The 19,157-nt window shown below is 71.2% G+C and carries 19 protein-coding genes; 8 read left to right on the top strand and 11 right to left on the bottom strand.

Going from position 1 to position 19,157, the window contains the following annotated elements; all coding sequences use genetic code 11:
• Positions 1–3: 3 nt before the first annotated feature.
• Positions 4–1,569 (bottom strand): phytoene desaturase family protein, encoded by a 1,566-nt coding sequence (locus BCF44_RS27230; RefSeq protein ID WP_116177223.1) that lies wholly within the window; start codon positions 1,567–1,569, stop codon positions 4–6.
• Positions 1,570–1,624: 55 nt separating this feature from the next.
• Complete coding sequence (locus BCF44_RS27225) at positions 1,625–2,242, bottom strand: IclR family transcriptional regulator (protein ID WP_170217774.1); 618 nt, start codon at positions 2,240–2,242, stop codon at positions 1,625–1,627.
• 134 nt (positions 2,243–2,376) lie between these two features.
• Between BCF44_RS27225 and BCF44_RS27220 the strand changes: the two genes are divergently transcribed.
• The 3 genes from BCF44_RS27220 to BCF44_RS27210 are packed head-to-tail and all read left to right on the top strand — an operon-like array spanning position 2,377 to position 5,084.
• Entirely contained in the window at positions 2,377–2,985 is a 609-nt protein-coding gene (locus tag BCF44_RS27220) for a hypothetical protein (RefSeq protein WP_116177221.1), read from the top strand.
• Positions 2,986–3,018: 33 nt separating this feature from the next.
• Positions 3,019–4,398, top strand: coding sequence for an alpha/beta hydrolase domain-containing protein (locus BCF44_RS27215; RefSeq protein WP_211353248.1), 1,380 nt, complete (start codon positions 3,019–3,021; stop codon positions 4,396–4,398).
• An 11-nt stretch (positions 4,399–4,409) separates the two neighbouring features.
• Positions 4,410–5,084, top strand: a complete 675-nt coding sequence (locus BCF44_RS27210) for an endonuclease/exonuclease/phosphatase family protein (protein ID WP_116177220.1) — start codon at positions 4,410–4,412, stop codon at positions 5,082–5,084.
• Here BCF44_RS27210 and BCF44_RS27205 read toward each other — a convergent pair.
• Positions 5,074–5,919 (bottom strand): helix-turn-helix transcriptional regulator, encoded by an 846-nt coding sequence (locus BCF44_RS27205; RefSeq protein ID WP_116177219.1) that lies wholly within the window; start codon positions 5,917–5,919, stop codon positions 5,074–5,076. The two genes, BCF44_RS27210 and BCF44_RS27205, sit on opposite strands and share 11 nt — an antisense overlap.
• Before the next feature lie 102 nt (positions 5,920–6,021).
• Here BCF44_RS27205 and BCF44_RS27200 point away from each other — a divergent pair, with 102 nt between their 5' ends.
• Both BCF44_RS27200 and BCF44_RS27195 read left to right on the top strand, forming a co-directional pair.
• Positions 6,022–6,786: an SDR family oxidoreductase gene (locus BCF44_RS27200; RefSeq protein ID WP_116177218.1), complete on the top strand. Its 765-nt coding sequence runs from the start codon at positions 6,022–6,024 to the stop codon at positions 6,784–6,786.
• A 64-nt stretch (positions 6,787–6,850) separates the two neighbouring features.
• A complete protein-coding gene (locus BCF44_RS27195; RefSeq protein WP_116177217.1) occupies positions 6,851–7,609 on the top strand; it encodes an alpha/beta fold hydrolase in 759 nt (252 codons plus the stop codon).
• Here BCF44_RS27195 and BCF44_RS27190 read toward each other — a convergent pair.
• The 5 genes from BCF44_RS27190 to BCF44_RS27170 form a co-directional block, all read right to left on the bottom strand.
• The gene (locus BCF44_RS27190) at positions 7,581–8,525 is read right to left on the bottom strand and encodes a hypothetical protein (RefSeq protein WP_116177216.1); all 945 of its coding nucleotides are present in this window, start codon (positions 8,523–8,525) and stop codon (positions 7,581–7,583) included. The genes BCF44_RS27195 and BCF44_RS27190 overlap by 29 nt on opposite strands.
• Positions 8,526–8,528: 3 nt before the next feature.
• A complete protein-coding gene (locus tag BCF44_RS27185) occupies positions 8,529–9,374 on the bottom strand; it encodes a CPBP family intramembrane glutamic endopeptidase (RefSeq protein WP_211353247.1) in 846 nt (281 codons plus the stop codon).
• A 73-nt stretch (positions 9,375–9,447) separates the two neighbouring features.
• A complete protein-coding gene (locus BCF44_RS27180; protein WP_116177332.1) occupies positions 9,448–10,086 on the bottom strand; it encodes a response regulator transcription factor in 639 nt (212 codons plus the stop codon).
• A 5-nt stretch (positions 10,087–10,091) separates the two neighbouring features.
• Positions 10,092–11,183 carry a sensor histidine kinase gene (locus BCF44_RS27175; protein WP_116177215.1) on the bottom strand — a complete coding sequence of 364 codons (1,092 nt, stop codon included), beginning with the start codon at positions 11,181–11,183 and terminating at the stop codon, positions 10,092–10,094.
• 10 nt (positions 11,184–11,193) lie between these two features.
• On the bottom strand, positions 11,194–11,814 hold the full coding sequence (locus BCF44_RS27170) for a class I SAM-dependent methyltransferase (RefSeq protein WP_116177214.1): 621 nt from the start codon (positions 11,812–11,814) through the stop codon (positions 11,194–11,196).
• An 82-nt stretch (positions 11,815–11,896) separates the two neighbouring features.
• Between BCF44_RS27170 and BCF44_RS27165 the strand changes: the two genes are divergently transcribed.
• Positions 11,897–12,499 (top strand): TetR/AcrR family transcriptional regulator, encoded by a 603-nt coding sequence (locus BCF44_RS27165; RefSeq protein ID WP_246015588.1) that lies wholly within the window; start codon positions 11,897–11,899, stop codon positions 12,497–12,499.
• Here the strand turns inward: BCF44_RS27165 and BCF44_RS27160 are convergent.
• Positions 12,482–13,051 (bottom strand): class I SAM-dependent methyltransferase, encoded by a 570-nt coding sequence (locus BCF44_RS27160; RefSeq protein ID WP_116177213.1) that lies wholly within the window; start codon positions 13,049–13,051, stop codon positions 12,482–12,484. The two genes, BCF44_RS27165 and BCF44_RS27160, sit on opposite strands and share 18 nt — an antisense overlap.
• Before the next feature lie 34 nt (positions 13,052–13,085).
• Entirely contained in the window at positions 13,086–13,472 is a 387-nt protein-coding gene (locus BCF44_RS27155; protein WP_211353246.1) for a nuclear transport factor 2 family protein, read from the bottom strand.
• A gap of 87 nt (positions 13,473–13,559) precedes the next feature.
• Between BCF44_RS27155 and BCF44_RS27150 the strand changes: the two genes are divergently transcribed.
• Positions 13,560–15,458, top strand: coding sequence for a potassium transporter Kup (locus BCF44_RS27150; protein WP_246015586.1), 1,899 nt, complete (start codon positions 13,560–13,562; stop codon positions 15,456–15,458).
• A 122-nt stretch (positions 15,459–15,580) separates the two neighbouring features.
• Positions 15,581–17,488: a DUF8189 domain-containing protein gene (locus BCF44_RS27145; RefSeq protein ID WP_147328650.1), complete on the top strand. Its 1,908-nt coding sequence runs from the start codon at positions 15,581–15,583 to the stop codon at positions 17,486–17,488.
• 52 nt (positions 17,489–17,540) lie between these two features.
• On the opposite strand, the gene BCF44_RS27140 is transcribed toward BCF44_RS27145, so the two are convergent.
• Complete coding sequence (locus BCF44_RS27140; protein WP_116177210.1) at positions 17,541–19,085, bottom strand: purple acid phosphatase family protein; 1,545 nt, start codon at positions 19,083–19,085, stop codon at positions 17,541–17,543.
• Positions 19,086–19,157: the final 72 nt, after the last annotated feature.

Here is a 19,157-nt window from a genome sequence, read left to right as displayed (position 1 = left end):
CCGTCAGGACAGCAGGGCCTGCGCGACCGCGCGGCCGGAGGAGCCGCTGACGCCGGGGCCGGGCCAGGTGGCGGCGCCGATCAGGTAGAGGCCCGGCACGGTGGTGGCGTAGCCGCCGCCGTGGGCGGGAATCGGTCGCTGTGTGAAGCCCTGCGACAGCGCGTTGTGCCCGGAGGCGTGATCGCCGGGGCCGAGGTTGGGGTTGCGCCGGGCGAGGTCGGCGGGGGTGAGGATGTGCCGCGCCAGCACGAGGTCGTCCAGGCCCTTGAGGTGCCCGGCGGCCTCGGCGACGACACGGTCGGCGAAGGCCTCGGCGACCGACGAGGTCCAGGTGCCGTCGGCGGTGATGGCGTCGGCGGCATCGCCCAGAGGTGCCAGGGGGACATCCAGGACCTGGATGCGTACGACGGCATGGCCGGCGGGGGCGCGGCCCGGGTCGACGGCGGTGGGCTCATGCCAGGAGAGCGTCGGATGCTCGGGCAAGTAGCCGGCCTCGGCCTGGTGCACGGACCGGAGCAGCGCGTCGACACCGCGGCCGAGGTTGTGGCAACCGCCCTGGTCAAGGCGCGAATCGGCGAACCGCGGGCGGGCCGACAGCGCGAGGTTGAGCTGGAAGCAGCCGCGCCGGAACTGGTAGCGGGCGGCCTGCGCGCGGACGGCGCCGCTGACCTCGGGCGCGTCGCGGAGGAGGTTGCCGTAGAGGTCGCCGGGGGTGGTACTGGCGATCACGGCCGTCGTGGCGGTGACAACCTCGCCGTCAGCGGTCCGTACGCCGACGGCCCGGCCGTCAGCGGTGAGAACGGCGTCGACACGGACGCCCGTGCGGATCTCGCCGCCGTGCTCGGCGACCAAGGCGGCCAGGGTCTCGGCGAGTTTGCCGCTGCCGCCGACGGGTTGCGGGTTGCCGCCGGGCAGGATGAGCCCGAACAGCGCCACCCACAGCGCGCCGATCGCGTCCTGCGGCCCGATGCCGACGTGCAGCAGCCACGGAAGCAGCGCCGTCCGCATTTCCTCCGTACGAAAGCGTTCCAGCACGAGCTCATGGCCGCTGCCGGTCAGCAGCGAGGCGAAGGGCAGCGCGGACGTCCGGTCGCGGTCCAGGCCCTGGAGCAGCGGCGCGGCCGCCGGCGACGTCAGGTCCATGCCCAGCAGCGGCATCAGCGACTCAAGGTGCGGCGTCAGGTCGCCGAGCAGCCCCGACCAGCCCAGGCCCTCGCCCAGCCGGTCCAACTCGGCCTGAAGCTCCGACGGATCGGTGGCGATGACCGCGCTTCGACCGTCCGGAAGGGACGATCCGCTGCTTACTCCACTTTGGACGTACTGAAGACCGTGTCGGCCGAGGTCGTCGCGCAGCTCGGCGAACGCGGGGCCGCCGGCGAAGATGGGGTGCAGCGCGGAGTACGTGTCGTGCACGAACCCGGGCAGCGTGAGCTCCTCGCTGCGCACCGCGCCACCGGGCCGGTCGCCCTGCTCCAGCAGGCACACGCTGCGCCCGGCCCTGGCCAGGTAGGCGGCCGCGACCAGCGCATTGTGCCCGGCCCCCACGAAAATCACATCGAATGACGCCATGACCGGAGGCTAGGACCGGGTTCGGCGGGCGGCCAGGCGAATTCCGGTCAGTGGACTATTGCCCTGCGGCCATCCGCCCGGTGATCCGAGCCGCGGTGGCCCGGGTGGCGTCAACCAGTGCGGGCGACGGCTGGGAGCCGTGAACCAGGGTCGTGATCGCTGCGGTCGCACCGCCGCTCAGTCGGATCGGCACCGCCACGCACGACAAACCCCGCAGCACGCCGCCCGCGTCGATACATGGCCGGCCGTGCATCAGCGCCCGGGCCTGCGCGGTGCCGTCGGGAAGGGACTCGCCGGGCTCCGCGCTGACGCCGAGCGGCCGCTGGGCGTCGATCATGTCCAGGCACACGGCGTCGCCGCCGATCCTGATCGTCAACGTGACCCCTGCGCCCGTGCGGGCCGCCAGCTCCGCGACCGGCCGCGCGGCGGCAGTGCGCAGCTGCCGCTCGACCCGGCCGCCGGCGGTGAAATTGAGCAGGCCGGCGCCCAGCCGGTACCGGCTGCCGTCGCGCCGAACCGCGCCGACGGCGACCAGCTGGCCCAGCAGGCGATGCACGGTCGGTCGCGGGATGCCGGTGGCGGCGGCCAGGTCCAGCAGCCGCGCCGGCTCCTGCTCCCGCACCTCGTCCAGCACCGCGAACGCCGCCTCGACCACGCCCCGACCTGCCTCCATGCACCCAGCATGACGTGCGGATACGGGGTCGGGGCGGCGAGTGTCGCGGATTCGCGCCATCACTGTCCGAACGACCGAAACGGTCACGAAACGTTGTTACGGTGGGAGTCGGCCGGTCACAGGGAGGAACCGCGGTGACGGAACGGAATCGGGTCACGCCGACGGGGGAGATCGAGGCGTTCCCGTTGCGCGGGGCGTGGACGGGCAACCGCGGGATCATCCACGCCGGGCGGGAGATCGTCCGGTTCCACGCGAGCGACCTGTGGATCACGTGCGCGTTGGAGTTCCGGGGCCGGTGGCGGGAACAGTGGCTGCCGAACCGGTGGACGCACCTGTACTTCCACGACGAGGCGGTGTCGTTCGCGGCGGGCCACCGGCCGTGCGGGGAATGCCGACACGGGAGTTACACGGCATATCGGGACGCCTGGGCGGAAGCGGCCGGAAACAGACCGTCGGCCAAGGAGATGAACCACCAGCTGCACGGGGAGCGGATCATCCGCGGCACGCACACCAGGCGGCACCACCGGATGCGCTGGAACGACCTGCCGACGGGAACTTTCGTCCACAAGGACGGGAATCCGATGCTCGTTCTGGGTGACGAGCTGGTGCTGTGGACCAGACAGGGGTACCAGAACCGCACCAAGGCACCGAAACAGGGCACGGCAACGGTGATCACGCCGCCGTCGACGGTCACGGTGCTCAAGGCCGGATACCCGGTGCAGCTCGACCCGAAATTGCGTTGAGGCGACGGGGAAAGCGGAGTAGCACTGGGGCCCGTGCGCAAACTGGGAGCAGTCCTTGCCGCGGCGCTGGTGGTCACGCTGGCCCCGGCAGCGAGCGCGGAAACGCCGTCGCCGCAGGTGATCGGGCCGGTGACGGGCGGCCACTTCGGCATCCCGTTCACCTCGTCGCCGGTGCCGATGCCGGGCTACACGGAGCAGGAGTTCTTCTTCGGCGGCACGGCGACGGGTTACGTCCAACAGGGCACGTGGACGGATGACGGCCGCTGGGACGTGACGCCGGCGGAGCAGGCCCCGTACGAGACCCGAATGCTGGTGCGGCGACCGACCGATCCACACAGGTTCAACGGCACGGTGGTCGTGGAATGGCTCAACGTCACCGCTGGCATCGACGTCGATCCGGATTTCCAGTACTACAACGCGGAACTGCTCCGTGCCGGCTACGCCTGGGTGGGCATCTCGGCGCAGGCGGTCGGCGTCACGGCGCTCCAGCACATCGACCCGGCCCGCTACGGCACGCTGAGCCACCCGGGCGACACCTTCTCGTACGACATCTTCTCGCAGGCGGCGGAGGCGCTGAAGCATCCCGGCGGTGTCGATCCGCTGGGCGGCCTCAAGCCGAAAGCCCTGATCGCGGACGGTGAATCCCAGTCGTCCCTGCGAATGGTCACCTACGCCAACGCGATCCAGCCCCGACAGCACCTCTACGACGGCTTCCTGGTGCACAGCCGGCGCGCGGTCGTCGCGCCGATCTCCCAGGCGCCGCAGGCGGATCAGCCGGGGCTGTCGACCTGGACCCGGACCGACCTGGACGTGCCGGTGCTGACCGTGCAGACCGAGACCGACGTGCTGGCGCCCGTGGACTACTTCCCGGCGACCCAGCCGGACAATCCGGAGTTCCGGCTGTGGGAGATCCCCGGTACCTCGCACCTGGACGCGCACCAGCAGCAGCTGGGGGAGATCGAGATCAAGCGGTTCCTCCCGGACGCCCCGTTCCCGCAGTGCGCGCTCCCGGCGAACGACGGCCAGGAGCGGTACCTGATGAACTCGGCGCTGGCCCGTCTCGACGCCTGGGTCCGCTACGGCATCGCGCCGCCGAAGGCCGACCGGATCGCCATCGCCGGCGACCCGCCGGCCATGCTGCGTGACCAGTACGGCAACGCGCTGGGCGGTATCCGCACGCCGGCCCTGCAAGCGCCGGCGTCGACCCTCACCGGTACCGGAAACACCGGCAGCAGCCCGTTCTGCGCGCTGTGGGGCACGACGACGCCGTTCACCGCCCAACAGCTCCAGCAGCTGTACCCCACGCACGGCGACTACCCGGCCGCTGTGACGAAGGCCGCGGCGAAGGACACGCTGGACGGATTCCTGCTGCCGCTCGACGCGGCCCTGATCGTGCAGGACGCCGCCCACTAACATCGCGGCCTGTGATCACCGTGGCCACCTGGAACGTGCTGCACCGCGTCCACGCCGACAACTGGGCCGAGGACGTCGTCGGCCAGTGGCCGGACGAGTCGAAGCGGATCAAGGCCGTCGCCGACCGGGTGGCGGAGCTGGAGGAGCAGGTCGTCGCGCTGCAAGAGGTCAGCGGCGACCTGCTCTGGGCGCTGAAGGTCATCCCGAACCGGACGGTGCACGCCATGCGCTATCCGCGAACGCCCAGCGCGCGGCGGGTGCCGTCGCCGCTCTACGACTCGCGCGAATACCTGGTGCTGCTGGTGAACGGCCCGAGCGAGGAGATCGACTGGGATCCGTTCCCCAACGACGCCGGCAAGGGCGCGCTGGCGGTCGAGGTGCAGGGCCACACGATCGTCGCCACCCACGTGAGCTGGGGCGACACCAAGCGCCCTACGCAGCTGGCCTTGCTCCGGGAGTACGAGCCGGCGGTGCTGCTCGGCGACTTCAACGCCGACGGCGCCACCGTGCTGCGTGACCTCGGGCCGGGCTACGAGCTGGCCGAGCTGCCGTGGGGAGCCACGACCCGGCACGACCAGACCATCGACCACGTGATCACCAACGGCGTCACCGCCACCGAGGCGAGGGTGCTCGAGGCGGACGGCCTGTCCGACCACCGGCCGGTGCGCGCGACGATCAACTGGTGACGGGGAACCGCTCGTTGCCCAGCACGTTCAGCAGCTGGAGCTTCTCGTGCCCCTCGCTGCGCGGGGGAGCGGTCAGCACGAGCAGCGCCTGGGACTGGTCCTCGGTGAACAGGACCTGGCAGTCGACCTCGATCGGACCCAGCTCGGGGTGCAGCAGCGTCTTGTGGTCGGCGAACCGCTTGGCGACCTCCTGCCGTTCCCACAGCTCGGCGAACTCGGCGCTGAGCTTGCACAGCACGGCGACCAGCTCGCCGGCCCGGGACTTCGGCCCCAGCTGCCCGTAGACGACGCGCAGGTTGGCGACCAGCGCGCGGCTGTGGTGCGGCCGGTAGTCCTCGGGGTACACGACGCGCTGCTCGGGGTCGGTGAACCAGCGGTAGATCTCGCTGCGGGCGTGCCCGGTGTACCTGGTGAGATCGCCGAACAGGGCCTTGGCCATGCGGTTCTGGACCAGCGTCTCGGCGAGGTCGGAGATGATCAACGCGGGGGTGTCGTCGAGCCGGTCCAGCACGCGCAGCAGCGCCGGGGCGACGTGCGGGGCGGCGGAGACCGACGACGGCGCGTTGCGGCCGGCGACCCGGAACAGGTAGTCCCGCTCGTCGGTGGACAGCCGCAGCGCCCGGGCCAGCGACGCCAGCATCTGCTCGCTGGGCTGCGGCCCCCGCTCCTGCTCCAGCCGCGTGTAGTAGTCGGTGGACATCGCCGCGAGAGTGGCGACCTCCTCCCGGCGCAGCCCCCGCGTGCGCCGCCGGGCGCCGGCCGGCAGCCCGATGTCCTCGGGTTGCAGGGCCTCGCGTCGGGTGCGCAGGAAGGCGGCGAGTGCGGCTCGATCCATACGTTGAAGTATCCGACCCGGCTGCGACGCCAGCCAGGGATCGCCGATCCCCCGATGAGTGCTCTCTGCACACGTCCCGGAAGACCGGCCAGGCTCTGTGCCATGGACATCACCGGAAACACCGTCTTCATCCCCGGCGGGACCAGCGGCATCGGCCTCGCCCTGGCGCTGGCCCTGACGGAGCGCGGCAACAAGGTCATCGTCGGCGGGCGCCGCGTCGCCGTGCTGGAGCGGATCGCCGCCGACCACCCGGAGATCGACACCGTCCCGATCGACACCGCCGACCCCGGCAGCATCGAGACGGCGGCCAAGGAGGTGCTGGCCCGGCACCCCGAGCTGAACGTGCTGCTGACGATGGCCGGCATCATGACCGCCGAGGACTGGCACCGCCCGGAGGGCTTCCTCGCCTCCGCCGAGGCCGTGGTCACCACCAACCTGCTCGGCCCGATCCGCCTGATCGCGGCGTTCGTCGAGCACCTCCAGACCCGCCCGGACGCCACCATCGTCACCGTCTCCTCGGGCCTGGCGTTCACGCCGCTGAAGGTCACGCCCAGCTACAACGCGTCCAAGGCGGCGATCCACATGCTCAGCGAGTCGCTGCGCCTCCAGCTCGCCGACACGTCGGTGAAGGTGGTGGAGCTGGTGCCGCCGTCGGTGCGGACGCCGCTGATGCCGGGGCAGGAGACCAACGAGCACGCGATGCCGCTGGAGGAGTTCGTCGACGAGGTCATGACGCTGATCGAGACGCAGCCGGACGCCAAGGAGATCCAGGTCGAGCGGGTGAAGTTCCTCCGCTACGGCGAGGCCCGGGGCGACTACGACCAGGTCGTGGCGGCGCTCAACCACTCCGACCCGCACGGCAAGTGACAAGCCGGCCGGCGGCGCGAAAACCCCCGCGCGCCGCCGGCGCCTTCGTGCCAGAATCCGCCCAATGCAACGATTTCACGGCCGGGACGGCCTCGAACTGGCGTACCGGGAACTGGGGGAGGGGCGACCCGTGGTGCTGCTCCACGGCGTGATGGGCCTGGGATCGCAGTGGATCGACCAGGGCCCGGCGAGGGCGATCGCCGAGCGCGGCTACCGGGTGATCCTGCCCGACCTGCGCGGTCACGGTGACAGCGCCCGCCCGCACGATCCGGCGTGCTATCCGCCGGACGTGCTCGCCGAGGACGGCCTGGCCCTGATCGAGCACCTGGGCCTGGACGACTACGACCTCGGCGGCTACTCGCTGGGCGGCCGCGTGGTGCTGCGGATGCTGGTCCGCGGCGCTCGGCCTCGGCGGGCCATCATCGCAGGTCAGGGCCTTGACGCGCTGGACGCGGCGACCGGCCGGACCGGCGGCATCCGGGCCACGCTGACCGCGATCGCCGAGGGCGGCGAACTCGACGGCGGCCAGCGGCGGACGGCGTACTGGCTCGAGCAGCTCGGCGGCGACCCGCTGGCCCTGCGCAACGTCCCGGACACGCACGTGGCCACGCCGATCGAGGACCTGGCCGCGATCGACGTCCCCACGCTGGTGATCTTCGGTGCGGACGACCGGGAGCGGGCCTCGGCCGACAAGCTGGCCGAGGCGCTGCCCAACGGCCGTTACCTGAGCCTCGCCGGCGACCACTGGGGCGCCTGGACGAACCCGGAGTTCGGCGCCGCGATCCTGGACTTCCTCAGCGAATCCAGTCCAGCGGGTCGGTGAGCACCAGCTCGCGGCGGCCATAGGTGGCGAGCAGGCCGTGCGGGCCGCGCACCGCCGACCCGAAGTCGGTGTACGGGGTGGAGTCGCCGGCCAGGCTGGGGAAGAAGTCGCTGGTCGGGCCGGCGGGATGGCCGTCGACGGCGACGCTGCGCCAGGACATGTCGCCGAGGTCCACCACGTGGGTGAGGCCGTTGGAGGTGTGCCAGAGGACGTGGTGGTCGGGCAGCAGGAGCACGTCCAGGTCCAGGCTGTCGTCGACGTCCTCGTCCGGCTCGATCGCCCGCCAGGCCAGCCGACGCAGCTCCTCGCCGTGCGGCCAGGCCACCTTGACCAGGGCCTCCTCGTTTCCGTAGACGAACCAGTCGCCGCCGAACACCGGCGGCCCGGCCTCGTACTCGGTGGGCAGCTCGACCCGCGTGAGGTCGTCGTCGAACAGCCAGCTGACCGGGTCGCTGACGCCGCCGTCGGCGAACCAGAGCACCATCCGGTGGTCGCTGGGATGCGGCTCCAGCAGGGCGCTCGCGCCTTCCAGCGGGTCGGGGAAGCTCGTGCTCCGCAGCATCCGGTTGCCCCGATCCCGCAGCTCGACGGTGAATTCCGCCGGGGACCGGTGCACCACCCAGAGGGTGTCGCCGGACCAGGCGCAGTGGTCGATGTCCGGCAAGGGCGTGCTGGCGTGCTCGCCGCGCGGATCGCCCACCGACAGCGCGCCGTCGGCGTGCCAGGCCCAGGTGGCGCCGTCGCGGCTGAGGTCGTTGGTGGGACCGACATCCAGCTCGTCGACGATGCCGAGCTCGCCGTCGAGGACGGTGGCGTGGCCGTCCCGGTCGACGGCCACGAATCCGCCGGCCCACGGCCGGGTGTGGTAGCCCTCGCCGGGCAGGGTGCGGCTGGCGCGGACCGGCACGATTCCCATGTCCTAAGAGGCTACGGGCTGGCGTCGGCTGATCAAGCGCCCGCGGCGCTTGGCGAGTCGCAGGAACAGGATCGCCGGCACGCCGCAGACGATGACGGCGACGATGCTCGCCTCGGGGCCGAACTGGCCGCCGGTGAGCAGCTCCGGTCCGGTGGTGGCGGCGCGGAGCAGGCCGACCGCCGGGCCCGCGCCGGAACCGGAGACGGAGGTGCCGAAGATGCCGCCCTCCGCCAGGTTCCACGCCATGTGGAAGCCGATGACCAGCCACAGCGAGCGGGTCGCGGCGTAGGCGGCGCCGGTCAGCAGGCCGGCCTCGATGGCGATGGCCAGCGCGCCGATGACGGTGCCGTGCGGGTTGACCACGTGCACGCCGCCGAACACGAGGCCGGAGATCACGATCGCCCAGTAGGTGCCGGTCTTCTCCTCCAGGATCCGGTACAGCGCGCCGCGGAACACCAGTTCCTCGCCGACGGCGACGGTCCACATCAGGCCGAGTGCGTTGAGCATGCCGAAGACCGAGCCGTAGCCGAGCACGTGGTAGCCGCCGAACAGCGCGATCACGGCGAGCGTGGCTACGAACAGGCCGAACCCCAGCAGCACTCCCTTGCCCAGCCCGGGCAACGCGTCGGCGAGGGCGAGCTCGGCCGGGGTGCGCCGGTGCTCCAACCAGCGCACGAGGCCGACGTACACCAGCAGCACGAGGCAGCCGATGACCAGGCCGACCACCAGGCCCACGATCGGCACGTCGTCGACGGTCGAGATGATCGCCTCGGCGACGATGTCGGCGATCAGCAGCAGCACGAACATCACGGGCAGTCGGATCCAGGCCGACACGGGTTTTTCCGCCATGCGCCAACGGTATTGCCGACGCGTGATCGAGATCGTCCCCTTGGCGGGGACAATCCGGCGTCCCCCGCGAGAGCTACACGCTGACCAGGCCGGAGCGGTAGGCCAGCACCACGATCTGCACCCGGTCGCGGAGATCCAGCTTGGTCAGGATGCGTGAGACGTAGGTCTTCACGGTCTCCGCGCCGATCACCAGCCGCTCGGCGATCTCGGCGTTGGACAGGCCCTCGGCGATGAGCACGGCCACCTCCCGCTCGCGGGCGGTCAGCGCGGTGACCGGCTCGGCCGCCGGCCGGATCCGGTCGGCGAACCGGCCGATCAGGGCGCGCGTGACGGCCGGCGACAGCAGGGATTCGCCGCGCGCGACCGTCCGCACACCGTCGACCAGTTCCGGCGGCGGGGCGTCCTTGAGCAGGAAGCCGCTCGCGCCGGCCTTCAGCGCCTCGTAGACGTACTGGTCGACGTTGAACGTGGTGACGACGAGGATCTTCATCGGGTCCGACGCCGCGGGGCCGGCCAACTGGCGGGTGGCCTCGATGCCGTCCAGCCGCGGCATTCGGATGTCCATCACGACGACGTCCGGCCGCAGCTCGCGGGCCTTGGCGACCGCCTCCTCGCCGTCCGCCGCCTCGCCGACGACTGCCATGTCCGGCTGGGCGTTGAAGATCGTCACGTAGCCGGCGCGCACCAGCGCCTGGTCCTCGCAGATCAGCATCCGGATCACGGCGTTCCTCCGGTGGGGATGCGGGCCCTGACCACGAACCGCCCGTTGTCCTCGACGGCGTCGAGCTCGCCGCCGACCTTCGCCACCCGGTCCCGCAGCCCGGCGAGGCCCCGCCCGCCGCCCTGCGCCTCGGGATGCGTGCGGGACCCCTCGGTGGCGACCTCGACGTCCAGCCGGTCCGGCGAGTATCCAATGAGGACGGTGGTGGGGTTGCCGGCGGCGTACTTCACCGCGTTGGTCAGGGCTTCCTGCACGACACGGTATGCGGCCAGCTCCGAGCCGGCGGGTAGCGGCACACGGTCGCCGTCCTCGATCAGCTCCACCGGCTGGCCGCCGGCCCGGGTCTGCTCGACCAGGTCCCGCACGGTGCCGGGGGAGCCGGTCGCCTCCAGCACGTCCAGCAGGTGGCGTAATTCCTTCAACGCCAACCTGCCGGAGCCGCTGATCGCCGTCAACGCCGGATCCTTCTCCGGCAGGAACTGCGCGGCGTCGGCCTGCACCACCATGGCGGTCACGTGGTGCGTGACGACGTCGTGCAGCTCCCGGGCGATCCGCGCCCGCTCGTTCACGGCGGCCGCCGCCTCGGCCAACCGCTGCCGCTCGGCCTCGTCGGCGCGCCGCCGCCGGACGTAGGCGCCGAGCAGCCAACACGCCGCCAGTGCCAGGTAGAACGCGAAGTGGTCGGGGAACCGGTCGGGCGAGCCCAGCTCGTGCAGGACGACCGACATCGCGAGGTAGCCGGCGGTCGCGACGACCGCCACCAGCACCCGATGCCGTTGCTGGTGCGCGCCGACGCCGTACAGCGCGAGATACAGACCGGCGGCGGCGAGCGTCTGCGGGTAGCCGAACGACGCGTACGCCGCGAAGGAAATCCCTGACACGGCAAGGCAAAGCGCCGGCCAGCGGGTCCGGAACGCCAGCGGCGCGGTCTGCCCCAGCACCAGGACGACGGCGAGCGCGTCGGCGGGGCGGGTCGGGAGATCGCCGAACTCGCCGCCGAGGGTCTGCAGCGGCGGGATGAACGCCAGCGCCGTGAGGCCGAGGGCGAGTTCATGATCCCGCGGACGCAACACCCTCGGCAGCGGCATGCGCGGAAGGCTACTTCACCGCCCTGACGTGGTGGAGGAAAGGCCGGTGCTCGCCGGACGTGACGGCAGTGAAGCCTGCCTCGCCGACCATCGGCGCGATCCGCTCGACCGGGTTGGCGCTCATCGCCTCGCCGGTCATCGCGCCGATCAGGTGCCGGGCGACGCGGCCGCGCGGCGGCGGGAAGTCCGCGACCAGCAGCCGGCCGCCGGGCCTGAGCACCCGGTGCATCTCGGCGAACGCGGCGGCGCGGACCGGCTCGGGGATGTGGTGCACGGCGAAGCTGGACACCACCACGTCGAACGATTCGTCCGGCAGGTCGAGGCTTTCCGCCCGGCCGACCCGGAACTCGCAGTCGTCGGCGCCGCGTAACCGTTGGGCCAGCTGGATCATCGACTCCGCCGGGTCGACACCGACGGTGTGTGCGCCTTTCCGTGCCGCCAGGGCGGTGAGGTAGCCGGGGCCGCAGCCGATGTCGAGCACGCGCTCGCCCGGGCGGATGTCGGCGAGCGTGACGAGCCGGCCGTAGAGGCGTCGGCGGTTCAACACGAGTGCGGTCAGCGCTTCGTAGCCGCGGGCCCGGCCGATCACGCCGGGCGCCTGGTGACCGTGCAGGAGGTGCTGGAGGACCATGACCGTCTCCTTAACTTAGTGGTGACTAAGTTAGAAGCTTAGTCGCGACTAAGTTGGCTGGCAAGGTGGCTACGATCGGCGGGTGACCACCAAGCGCACCCGCATGAGCGCCGAGCAGCGCCGCGAGTCGATCCTCGCGGCGGCCACCGAGGTGTTCGTCGAGTTCGGCTACCTGCGGGGGAAGACCGCCGTCGTGGCGGCCCGGCTGGGCGTCAGCGAGCCGGTGGTGTTCCAGAACTTCGGCACGAAGTCGGCGCTGTTCGCGGCCGTGGTGCGGCGCGCCGCCGACCAGGTCTGCGGCGAGCTCGACGCGCTGGCCGACCTGCCGGCGGCCAAGGTGCTCGCGATGTTCCTGGATCCGGGGCATCTGGCCCACGTGCACGACGCCGGCAACGTCGGCTCGCTGTTCGCCGAGGCCGCGAGCGTCGTCGACGATCCCGAGGTCGAGGCGGCCGCCCGGGACGCCACGCAGCGGTTCGCGACGACCCTCACCGGCATCCTCGCCCGCGGCCGTGACGCCGGCGAGCTCGGCCCGCACCTCGACCCCGAGGCCGGCGCCTGGTGGCTGCTGTCTCTCGTTGCCTCGCAACGGTTTCGGCGCGCCACCGCGCCCGACGCCGCGGGCATCGAGGCCCGCCTGGCGCGGGCGACGCAGCAGTACCTGGGCTCAGCGACGGGCGACTAGCTCCACCGCCGGGCTGTTGTGACGGCGTTCCCTCGTCGTCAGCCGGACGGTGCTGAAGCCGGCCTGCTCCGCCTCCTCGCGGAGCCGGTCCGGCTCGACGTCGAGGACGTGCCGGTGGACGGTGATCACCAGCCGTCCACCGGGCTTGAGCACCCGGCGCAGCTCCGCGAAGCCGGCTCCGCGGTCCCAGAGCATGACGTTGTTGACGGAGATCGCCACGTCGACGCTGCCCTCGGGGCACCCCGTGCGCTCCGCGCCGCCGGCCCGCAGCTCGACGTTGAACCGTCGGCACCGGGCCGTGGCCATCGCCCGCATCGCGTCCGACGGGTCGACGCCGACCACGTGACCGCCCGGCGACACCGCCTCGGCCGCCAGCTCCACGCCGATGCCCGGCCCGTGGCCGACGACCAGCACCTGCTCGCCCCTGGTCAGCGCCGCCAGCTCGATCGCGTCCCGCTCCTGCTGGCGGTTCGCGCGGGCCATGATCGCGCCACCCAGCCGACCGAGCACGCCGCGAGGGTGGCCGAACGCGGCGTCCAGGAGACCGTTCATCCCCCCAGGGCACCACGAAACCCGCGGCGGCGCATCAGCCCACCACGTCCGGTGCGAAGTAGTCACGCAACAGGGCGATCCGGCCGTCGCGGAGCCGGAAGATCTGGACCAGCGAGACGGTGACCCCGGTGTCGAACACGGTGTCGATCTCGGCCATGAACACGTCCGGGTCGGCGGTGTCGTGCAGCACGAGCCGCGTCTTCTCGGCGTCGACGGCGCCGTCCGGGCCGGTCGCCCGCGCGTAGTACGCGGCCATGGCGGCGCGAATCGCCTCCCGGCCTTCGAGCCGGTTCGGGAAGGCGTGGCCCGGCGGCACCAGCGGCGCCTCGTACACGCCGTCCTCGGTGAACAGCTCGGCCAGCGCGTCGGCGTCGTGCGACATGGCGCCGGCCCGCAGATACCGTCCGAAGATCTCCCGCACGGTGGTGCCCTCCTGTGGTCCCGCTCCGGGGTGTGTCGTACGGCTCGTCGGCGAGCCTGATCCACTTCGTCCGGGCAGACTGTGCCCGTGGAGAAAGTGGCACAGCACCGTACCGGCATGGCGGCCCTGGCGGTGACCGCGCTCGGCGTCGTCTTCGGCGACATCGGCACCAGCCCGCTGTACTCGTTGCAGACGGTGTTCGCCATCGACGGCGGCGCGATCCGCCCGGTGGCGTCCGACGTGTACGGCGTCATCTCGCTGGTGTTCTGGGCGGTGCTCATCATCGTCTCGGTGAAGTACGTCGGCTTCGTGATGCGCGCCGACAACGACGGCGAGGGCGGCATCATGGCGCTGGCCGCGCTGATCCGCCGCCGCGTCACTGGGCGGGCCAAGATGGTGGCCACGGCCGTGCTGTTCGGGGTGATCGGCGCGTCCCTGTTCTTCGGCGACAGCGTGATCACGCCGGCGATCTCGGTGCTGTCCGCGGTCGAGGGCATCGAGGTGGTGTCGCCGGAGATCAAGGAGGCCGTGCTGCCGATCGGCGTCACCATCCTGGTGGTGCTGTTCCTCGTGCAGCGCTTCGGCACGCACCGGGTCGGGCGGCTGTTCGGGCCGGTCATGCTGCTCTGGTTCGCGGTGATCGCCCTGCTCGGGCTGCCGTGGATCGTGGCCAAGCCGGGCATCCTGCTGGCGCTGTCGCCGACCTCGGCGGCGGCGTTCTTCGTGGACCGGCCGCTGCTGGCGTTCGTCGCGATGGGCGCGGTGGTGCTGGCCATCACCGGCGCCGAGGCGCTGTACGCCGACATGGGCCACTTCGGACGGCCGGCGATCAGCCGGGCCTGGTTCTTCGTGGTGTTCCCGGCGCTGACCCTGAACTACCTCGGGCAGGGGGCGCTGATCCTCAGCCGCCCGGACTCCGTCGCGAACCCGTTCTTCATCATGGCGCCGGGCTGGGCGCAGATCCCGCTGATCGTGCTCGCCACCGCGGCGACGGTGATCGCCTCACAGTCGGTGATCTCCGGGGCGTTCTCCATGTCGCGGCAGGCGGTGCAGCTCGGGTTCCTGCCGCACCTGACCGTCAGGCACACCTCGCGCGAGGAGAGCGGCCAGATCTACGTGCCGGCCATCAACTGGCTGCTGCTGGCCGGCGTGCTGATCCTGACCGTGACGTTCGGGTCCTCCCAGTCGCTGGCCACGGCCTACGGGCTGGCGGTCACCGGCACCCTGCTGCTGACGACGGCGCTGTTCCTGGTGCTGGCCTCCGCCGCGTGGCACTGGAAGTGGTGGCAGGTCGCCCTGGTCGGGGTGGTGTTCGGCGGGCTGGAGCTGGTCTTCCTCGCCGGCAACCTGACCAAGGTCGTGCACGGCGGCTGGCTGCCGCTGCTGCTCGGGGCGCTGGTCGTGACGGTGATGCTCACGTGGCAGCGCGGCCGGCGGGTGGTGACCCGGCGCCGCGACGAGATCGAGGGCTCCATGGCGGAGTTCGTGGACGAGCTGCGGGACAGCGGGACGGTCCGGGTGCCGGGCGTCGCCGTGTTCCCGCACCCGTCCAAGCAGACGGTTCCGTTGGCGCTGCGGGCGAACTTCGAGTTCAACGGGGTGGTGCACGAGCACGTCGTGATCGTGACGGTGGTGCCGGAGAACGTGCCGCACGTGTCCCGAAACGAGCGGCTGACCGTGGACTCCCTCGACCACACCGACGACGGCATCGTGCACCTGACCGTTCGCTTCGGCTTCCAGGACGACCAGAACATCCCGGCGGCGCTGCGCGACGCCTTCATGCTGACCTCCGAGCTGGAGGTCGACGCGGACCGCGCCTTCTACTACCTCTCCCGGGTGAACATCGAACTCGGATCCGGCGACGGGCTGCCGAAGTGGCAGAAGCTGCTGTTCATCGGGCTGGCCCACAACGCGGCGAATCCGGCCGTGTACTTCCGGTTGCCGGTGGAGCGGACCGTGGTCATGGGCACCCGGGTCGAGCTGTAACGACACAGCCGTTTTCGGGGATATCTGGTCGAGGCGGAGTCCGGTCTGCCGCACAATTGAGTGAGACAGGTTCCGCGGCCCCGGCCGCGGCGGCCAAGGGGGGCAAGACGAGAGTGCAACGTTTGGCGACGACGCTGACAGTGGTGGTGTCGCTGGGAATGATCGGGCCGGTGGCCAGAGCCGACACGCCACCGGCGCAGGCCGTGGTGGACGTCGTCGCCCACGAGGACGACGACACGCTCTTCCTGAGCCCGGACCTGATCACCCAGATCACCCGCAACATCGACACCACGACCGTCTACATCACGGCCGGGGAGAACGCGCCGGGCGCCACGCAGAGCCCGGAGCTGTACGCGACCTCCCGGCAGGTCGGCGTGCTCAGCGCGTACGCGACCATGGCCGGCGTGACGGGCTGCGCCGTCGGCGCGGCGGGCGCGAGCGGCTGCTGGACCCTGACCACCCAGACGTTCGCCAACCACCAGGTCCAGCAGTACTCCCTGACGTCGCGGCCCAACGTCCGGGTGATCTTCCTGAACCTGCCGGAGAACGCCGACACGCGGTACAACAGCGGCGGGACCCTGGCCAAGCTCTGGGCCAGCACCATCCCCAACACCAACACGCTCGCGGTGAGCGCGGCCCCGGTGCAGAACTACACCCGCGGCCAGCTCATCGACGTGCTGAACGCCGTGATGACGGCGTACTCGGCGACGGTCGTGCGGGCCCAGGACCCGGCGCCCGACCTCCAGCTGCGGCCCGACCACGAGGACCACACGCCCGCCTCGCTGTTCGCGGGGGCGGCGGAGGCCGCCTACAGCGCCACCAAGCCGCGGGTGATGCTGGAGGACTACCACGACTACAACATCGCCGACCTGGCGATCAACATGAACGCGGCGCAGCAGGCGGCCAAGAAGAACATCTTCGAGAACCAGTACATGCCCAACGACGTCTTCGTGCAGTACGGCGCCGCCTTCAACGACACGTACGCGAAGTGGGAGCAGCGCGAGTACGAGCGCGACCCGCGCGGCACCAACTGGGTCACCACCGACGGCGCCAACAACATCCACGCGTTCGTGGTCCAGGGCGGCAGCCTGTACGAGTGGGTCGAGCATCCGGACGGCACCTGGGCGGCGCCGATCAACCACGGCAACCCCGGCGCCCCGCTGGCCAACGGCGTGTTCGTCGCCCACGACCAGGACGGCCGCATGGAGGTGTTCGGCCAGCGCCTGGACAGCTACAACATCATCTCGCTCTATCAGAGCGGCAGCAGCTGGTCCTGGGCCGACGTGGGCAACCCCAACACCGGATCGGACGCCGCCCAGCGGGTCAGCACGCCGGCGGTGACCACCAACGGCGACGGCCGCCTCCAGATCTTCGTCCGCAACGGCAACGGCGGCATCTGCTCCAAGTGGCAGGTGGCGATCAACGGCGGGTTCGTCGGCAGCTGGGGCGACATGGGCGGCACCAACGCGCAGGGCCAGCCGTCGGCGCTGATGACCAACGACGGCCGCATCGAGCTGTTCGCGCCGACGGTGACCGGCATCCTGCACTGGTACCAGCCCACCGCCAACGGCGGCTTCAACACCGACACCACCTTCCCGCAGGCCGCGGCGGCCAGCGGGCTGACCGTGGCGAAGGACCAGGACGGCCGGTTCGAGCTGCTCACGCGCCAGGCCGGCACCGCCAACGTGACGACGACGTACCAGGTCAGCGTCGGCGGCAGCTGGGCCGGTCCGGGCGCCTTCGGCGGCCAGGGCGGCATCGGCAACATCACCGTCGTGACGGACACGTCGGGTCGGGTGCTGGCGGCCGAGCACAACGCCAACGGCGGCATCAGCTTCTCGGAGCAGACGGCCCCGAACAACGCCTTCGGCGGCTGGACCGACATCAGCGGCGTCGCCGTCGACGACGCGGCGGGCATCACCGGCCCCAACGGCCGTACCCAGCTGATGGCCGTCAACTACGACGGCAAGCTGTACTACTCGCAGCAGGGGACGAACAACGCGTTCGCCGCCTGGCAGCCGGCGGGCTGATCCATCGCGCTGAGAGGGCCCCGGACGACGGTCGTCGTCCGGGGCCCTCGTCCTACTTGGACACCGTGAACTGGTCCACGGCCGTGCCGTCCTCGGTCAGCGCCCGCACGGTCATCTTCGCCGGCGTGGTGCCCGTCGCGGCGGCCACGTTCACCGACACCAGGCAGTAGCCCGTGTACCGCACCCGCGACCAGGTGACGTTGACGATGTGGTCCTTGCCGCTCTCGTCGGAGATCTGCATCGGCACCGGCTTGTCGTTGCTCGTCTCGTGCCCCATGTAGGTGTCGGAAGCCGGGAACGTGTACACGCCGCCACCGCCGCCGCCCGCGACCACGTACGTGGTGCCGTCCTTCGCCGGCGTCACCGTGTCGCCCGAGGCCAGCTTCCTCGTCGCCTTGCCGGCCCGGATCGGGTCCGTGCGCTCGTAGATGTGGTTGTGTCCATTGAGGACCAGATCCACCTTGTACGTGTCGAACAGCGGTGTCCACTGCTGCTGCGCGCCGAGCTCCGCGCCGTTGGAGTGGCAGGTGGAGTACGCGCACTGGTGGAAGTAGACGACGATGAAGTCGACGGTCTTGTCGGCCCGCATCGCGGCGAGCGTCGCCTTCAGCCAGGCGAGCTGCTTTCCCTTGGTGTAGTTGAGGTTCGTCGCGGTGTTGTAGCAGATGTCGTTGCCGTCCAGGCTGACCAGGCCGACGTTCTGGTACCGCCACGAGTAGATGCCGGTGGATCCGCCCCAGGCGTTGTCCGGCATGGTGAACCGGGCCCGCACGCCGCCGTAGCCGTCGGCCGCGTACCACGGCTCCATCTCGTGGTTGCCGATCGCCATCATCCACGGGATCTGGGCGGACGCCGACTCGTTCTGCGCGAAGAACTGGTCCCACACCCGGGCGTCGTACGCGTCGGTGGTGTCGCCGCCGCCGTCGCGGTTGGCGTAGCTGAGGTCGCCCATGTGCAGGTGGAAGGCCGGCGCCAGGCTGGAGATCAGGCCGGTGGTCGCCGTCGCGTTGTAGCCGACGCCCTGGTCGCCGAACGCGGTGAAGCCGAAGGCCGCGGGCCGGCCCACCGCCGGCGCGGTGTGGAACGTGGCCACGCCCTCCAGCGTGCCGGCGGGGTCGAAACCCTGGTGCCCCACCACGTAGAAGTAGGTCGTGTCCGGCACCAGCTGATCCAGCCGGGCGTGCAGGTAGTACTGCGTCACGGTCTTCGGCTTGACCAGCGGCTCGTCCTCCAGCGGCTTCTGCCAGGACAGCTGGCTGGTCAGCGTGCGCACCTCGGGGGTGATGGGCTGGCCCAGATCGGTCGGGCTCAGTCCGATGCGGACGAACGGCGCGGTGACCGCCGCCGGCACCTGCCAGGACACCACGACCTGCTGCGACGGATCCACGCCGAACGCGATGTGCCGCCCGAACGGCCGCACCGCCGCGCCGGCGACCTTTTCCGTTGCGGCGGAACCGGTCGCGGGTAACACCCCGCCCACGGCCAGTGCCGCGCCGCCGACGGCGCCCGCGCGGAACAGCGACCGGCGCGAGTAGCGAGCCGTGTACAGCTCATGTTGCTCGGCCAACGTGAGGTGAACTCCAGGTGTCTCTGGCATGTCAATAAGTTAGGAAAGTTTCCTATTTAGTGTCAAGGGTCACACCGGGTGCGTTCTTCCTGTTCAGGACGG

Source organism: Kutzneria buriramensis (assembly GCF_003387475.1).
Taxonomy (GTDB): Bacteria; Actinomycetota; Actinomycetes; order Mycobacteriales; family Pseudonocardiaceae; genus Kutzneria; species Kutzneria buriramensis.
This window is presented reverse-complemented; position numbering and strand designations above follow the sequence as displayed.

Bases quoted from the DNA above. Each gene is read 5' to 3' on its own strand.
- BCF44_RS27230 (WP_116177223.1), bottom strand. From the start codon at position 1,569: ATGGCGTCATTCGATGTGATTTTCGTGGGGGCCGGGCACAATGCGCTG.
- BCF44_RS27225 (WP_170217774.1), bottom strand. From the start codon at position 2,242: ATGGAGGCAGGTCGGGGCGTGGTCGAGGCGGCGTTCGCGGTGCTGGAC.
- BCF44_RS27205 (WP_116177219.1), bottom strand. From the start codon at position 5,919: ATGGATCGAGCCGCACTCGCCGCCTTCCTGCGCACCCGACGCGAGGCC.
- BCF44_RS27200 (WP_116177218.1), top strand. From the start codon at position 6,022: ATGGACATCACCGGAAACACCGTCTTCATCCCCGGCGGGACCAGCGGC.
- BCF44_RS27195 (WP_116177217.1), top strand. From the start codon at position 6,851: ATGCAACGATTTCACGGCCGGGACGGCCTCGAACTGGCGTACCGGGAA.
- BCF44_RS27190 (WP_116177216.1), bottom strand. From the start codon at position 8,525: ATGGGAATCGTGCCGGTCCGCGCCAGCCGCACCCTGCCCGGCGAGGGC.
- BCF44_RS27185 (WP_211353247.1), bottom strand. From the start codon at position 9,374: ATGGCGGAAAAACCCGTGTCGGCCTGGATCCGACTGCCCGTGATGTTC.
- BCF44_RS27180 (WP_116177332.1), bottom strand. From the start codon at position 10,086: ATGCTGATCTGCGAGGACCAGGCGCTGGTGCGCGCCGGCTACGTGACG.
- BCF44_RS27175 (WP_116177215.1), bottom strand. From the start codon at position 11,183: ATGCCGCTGCCGAGGGTGTTGCGTCCGCGGGATCATGAACTCGCCCTC.
- BCF44_RS27170 (WP_116177214.1), bottom strand. From the start codon at position 11,814: ATGGTCCTCCAGCACCTCCTGCACGGTCACCAGGCGCCCGGCGTGATC.
- BCF44_RS27160 (WP_116177213.1), bottom strand. From the start codon at position 13,051: ATGAACGGTCTCCTGGACGCCGCGTTCGGCCACCCTCGCGGCGTGCTC.
- BCF44_RS27140 (WP_116177210.1), bottom strand. From the start codon at position 19,085: ATGCCAGAGACACCTGGAGTTCACCTCACGTTGGCCGAGCAACATGAG.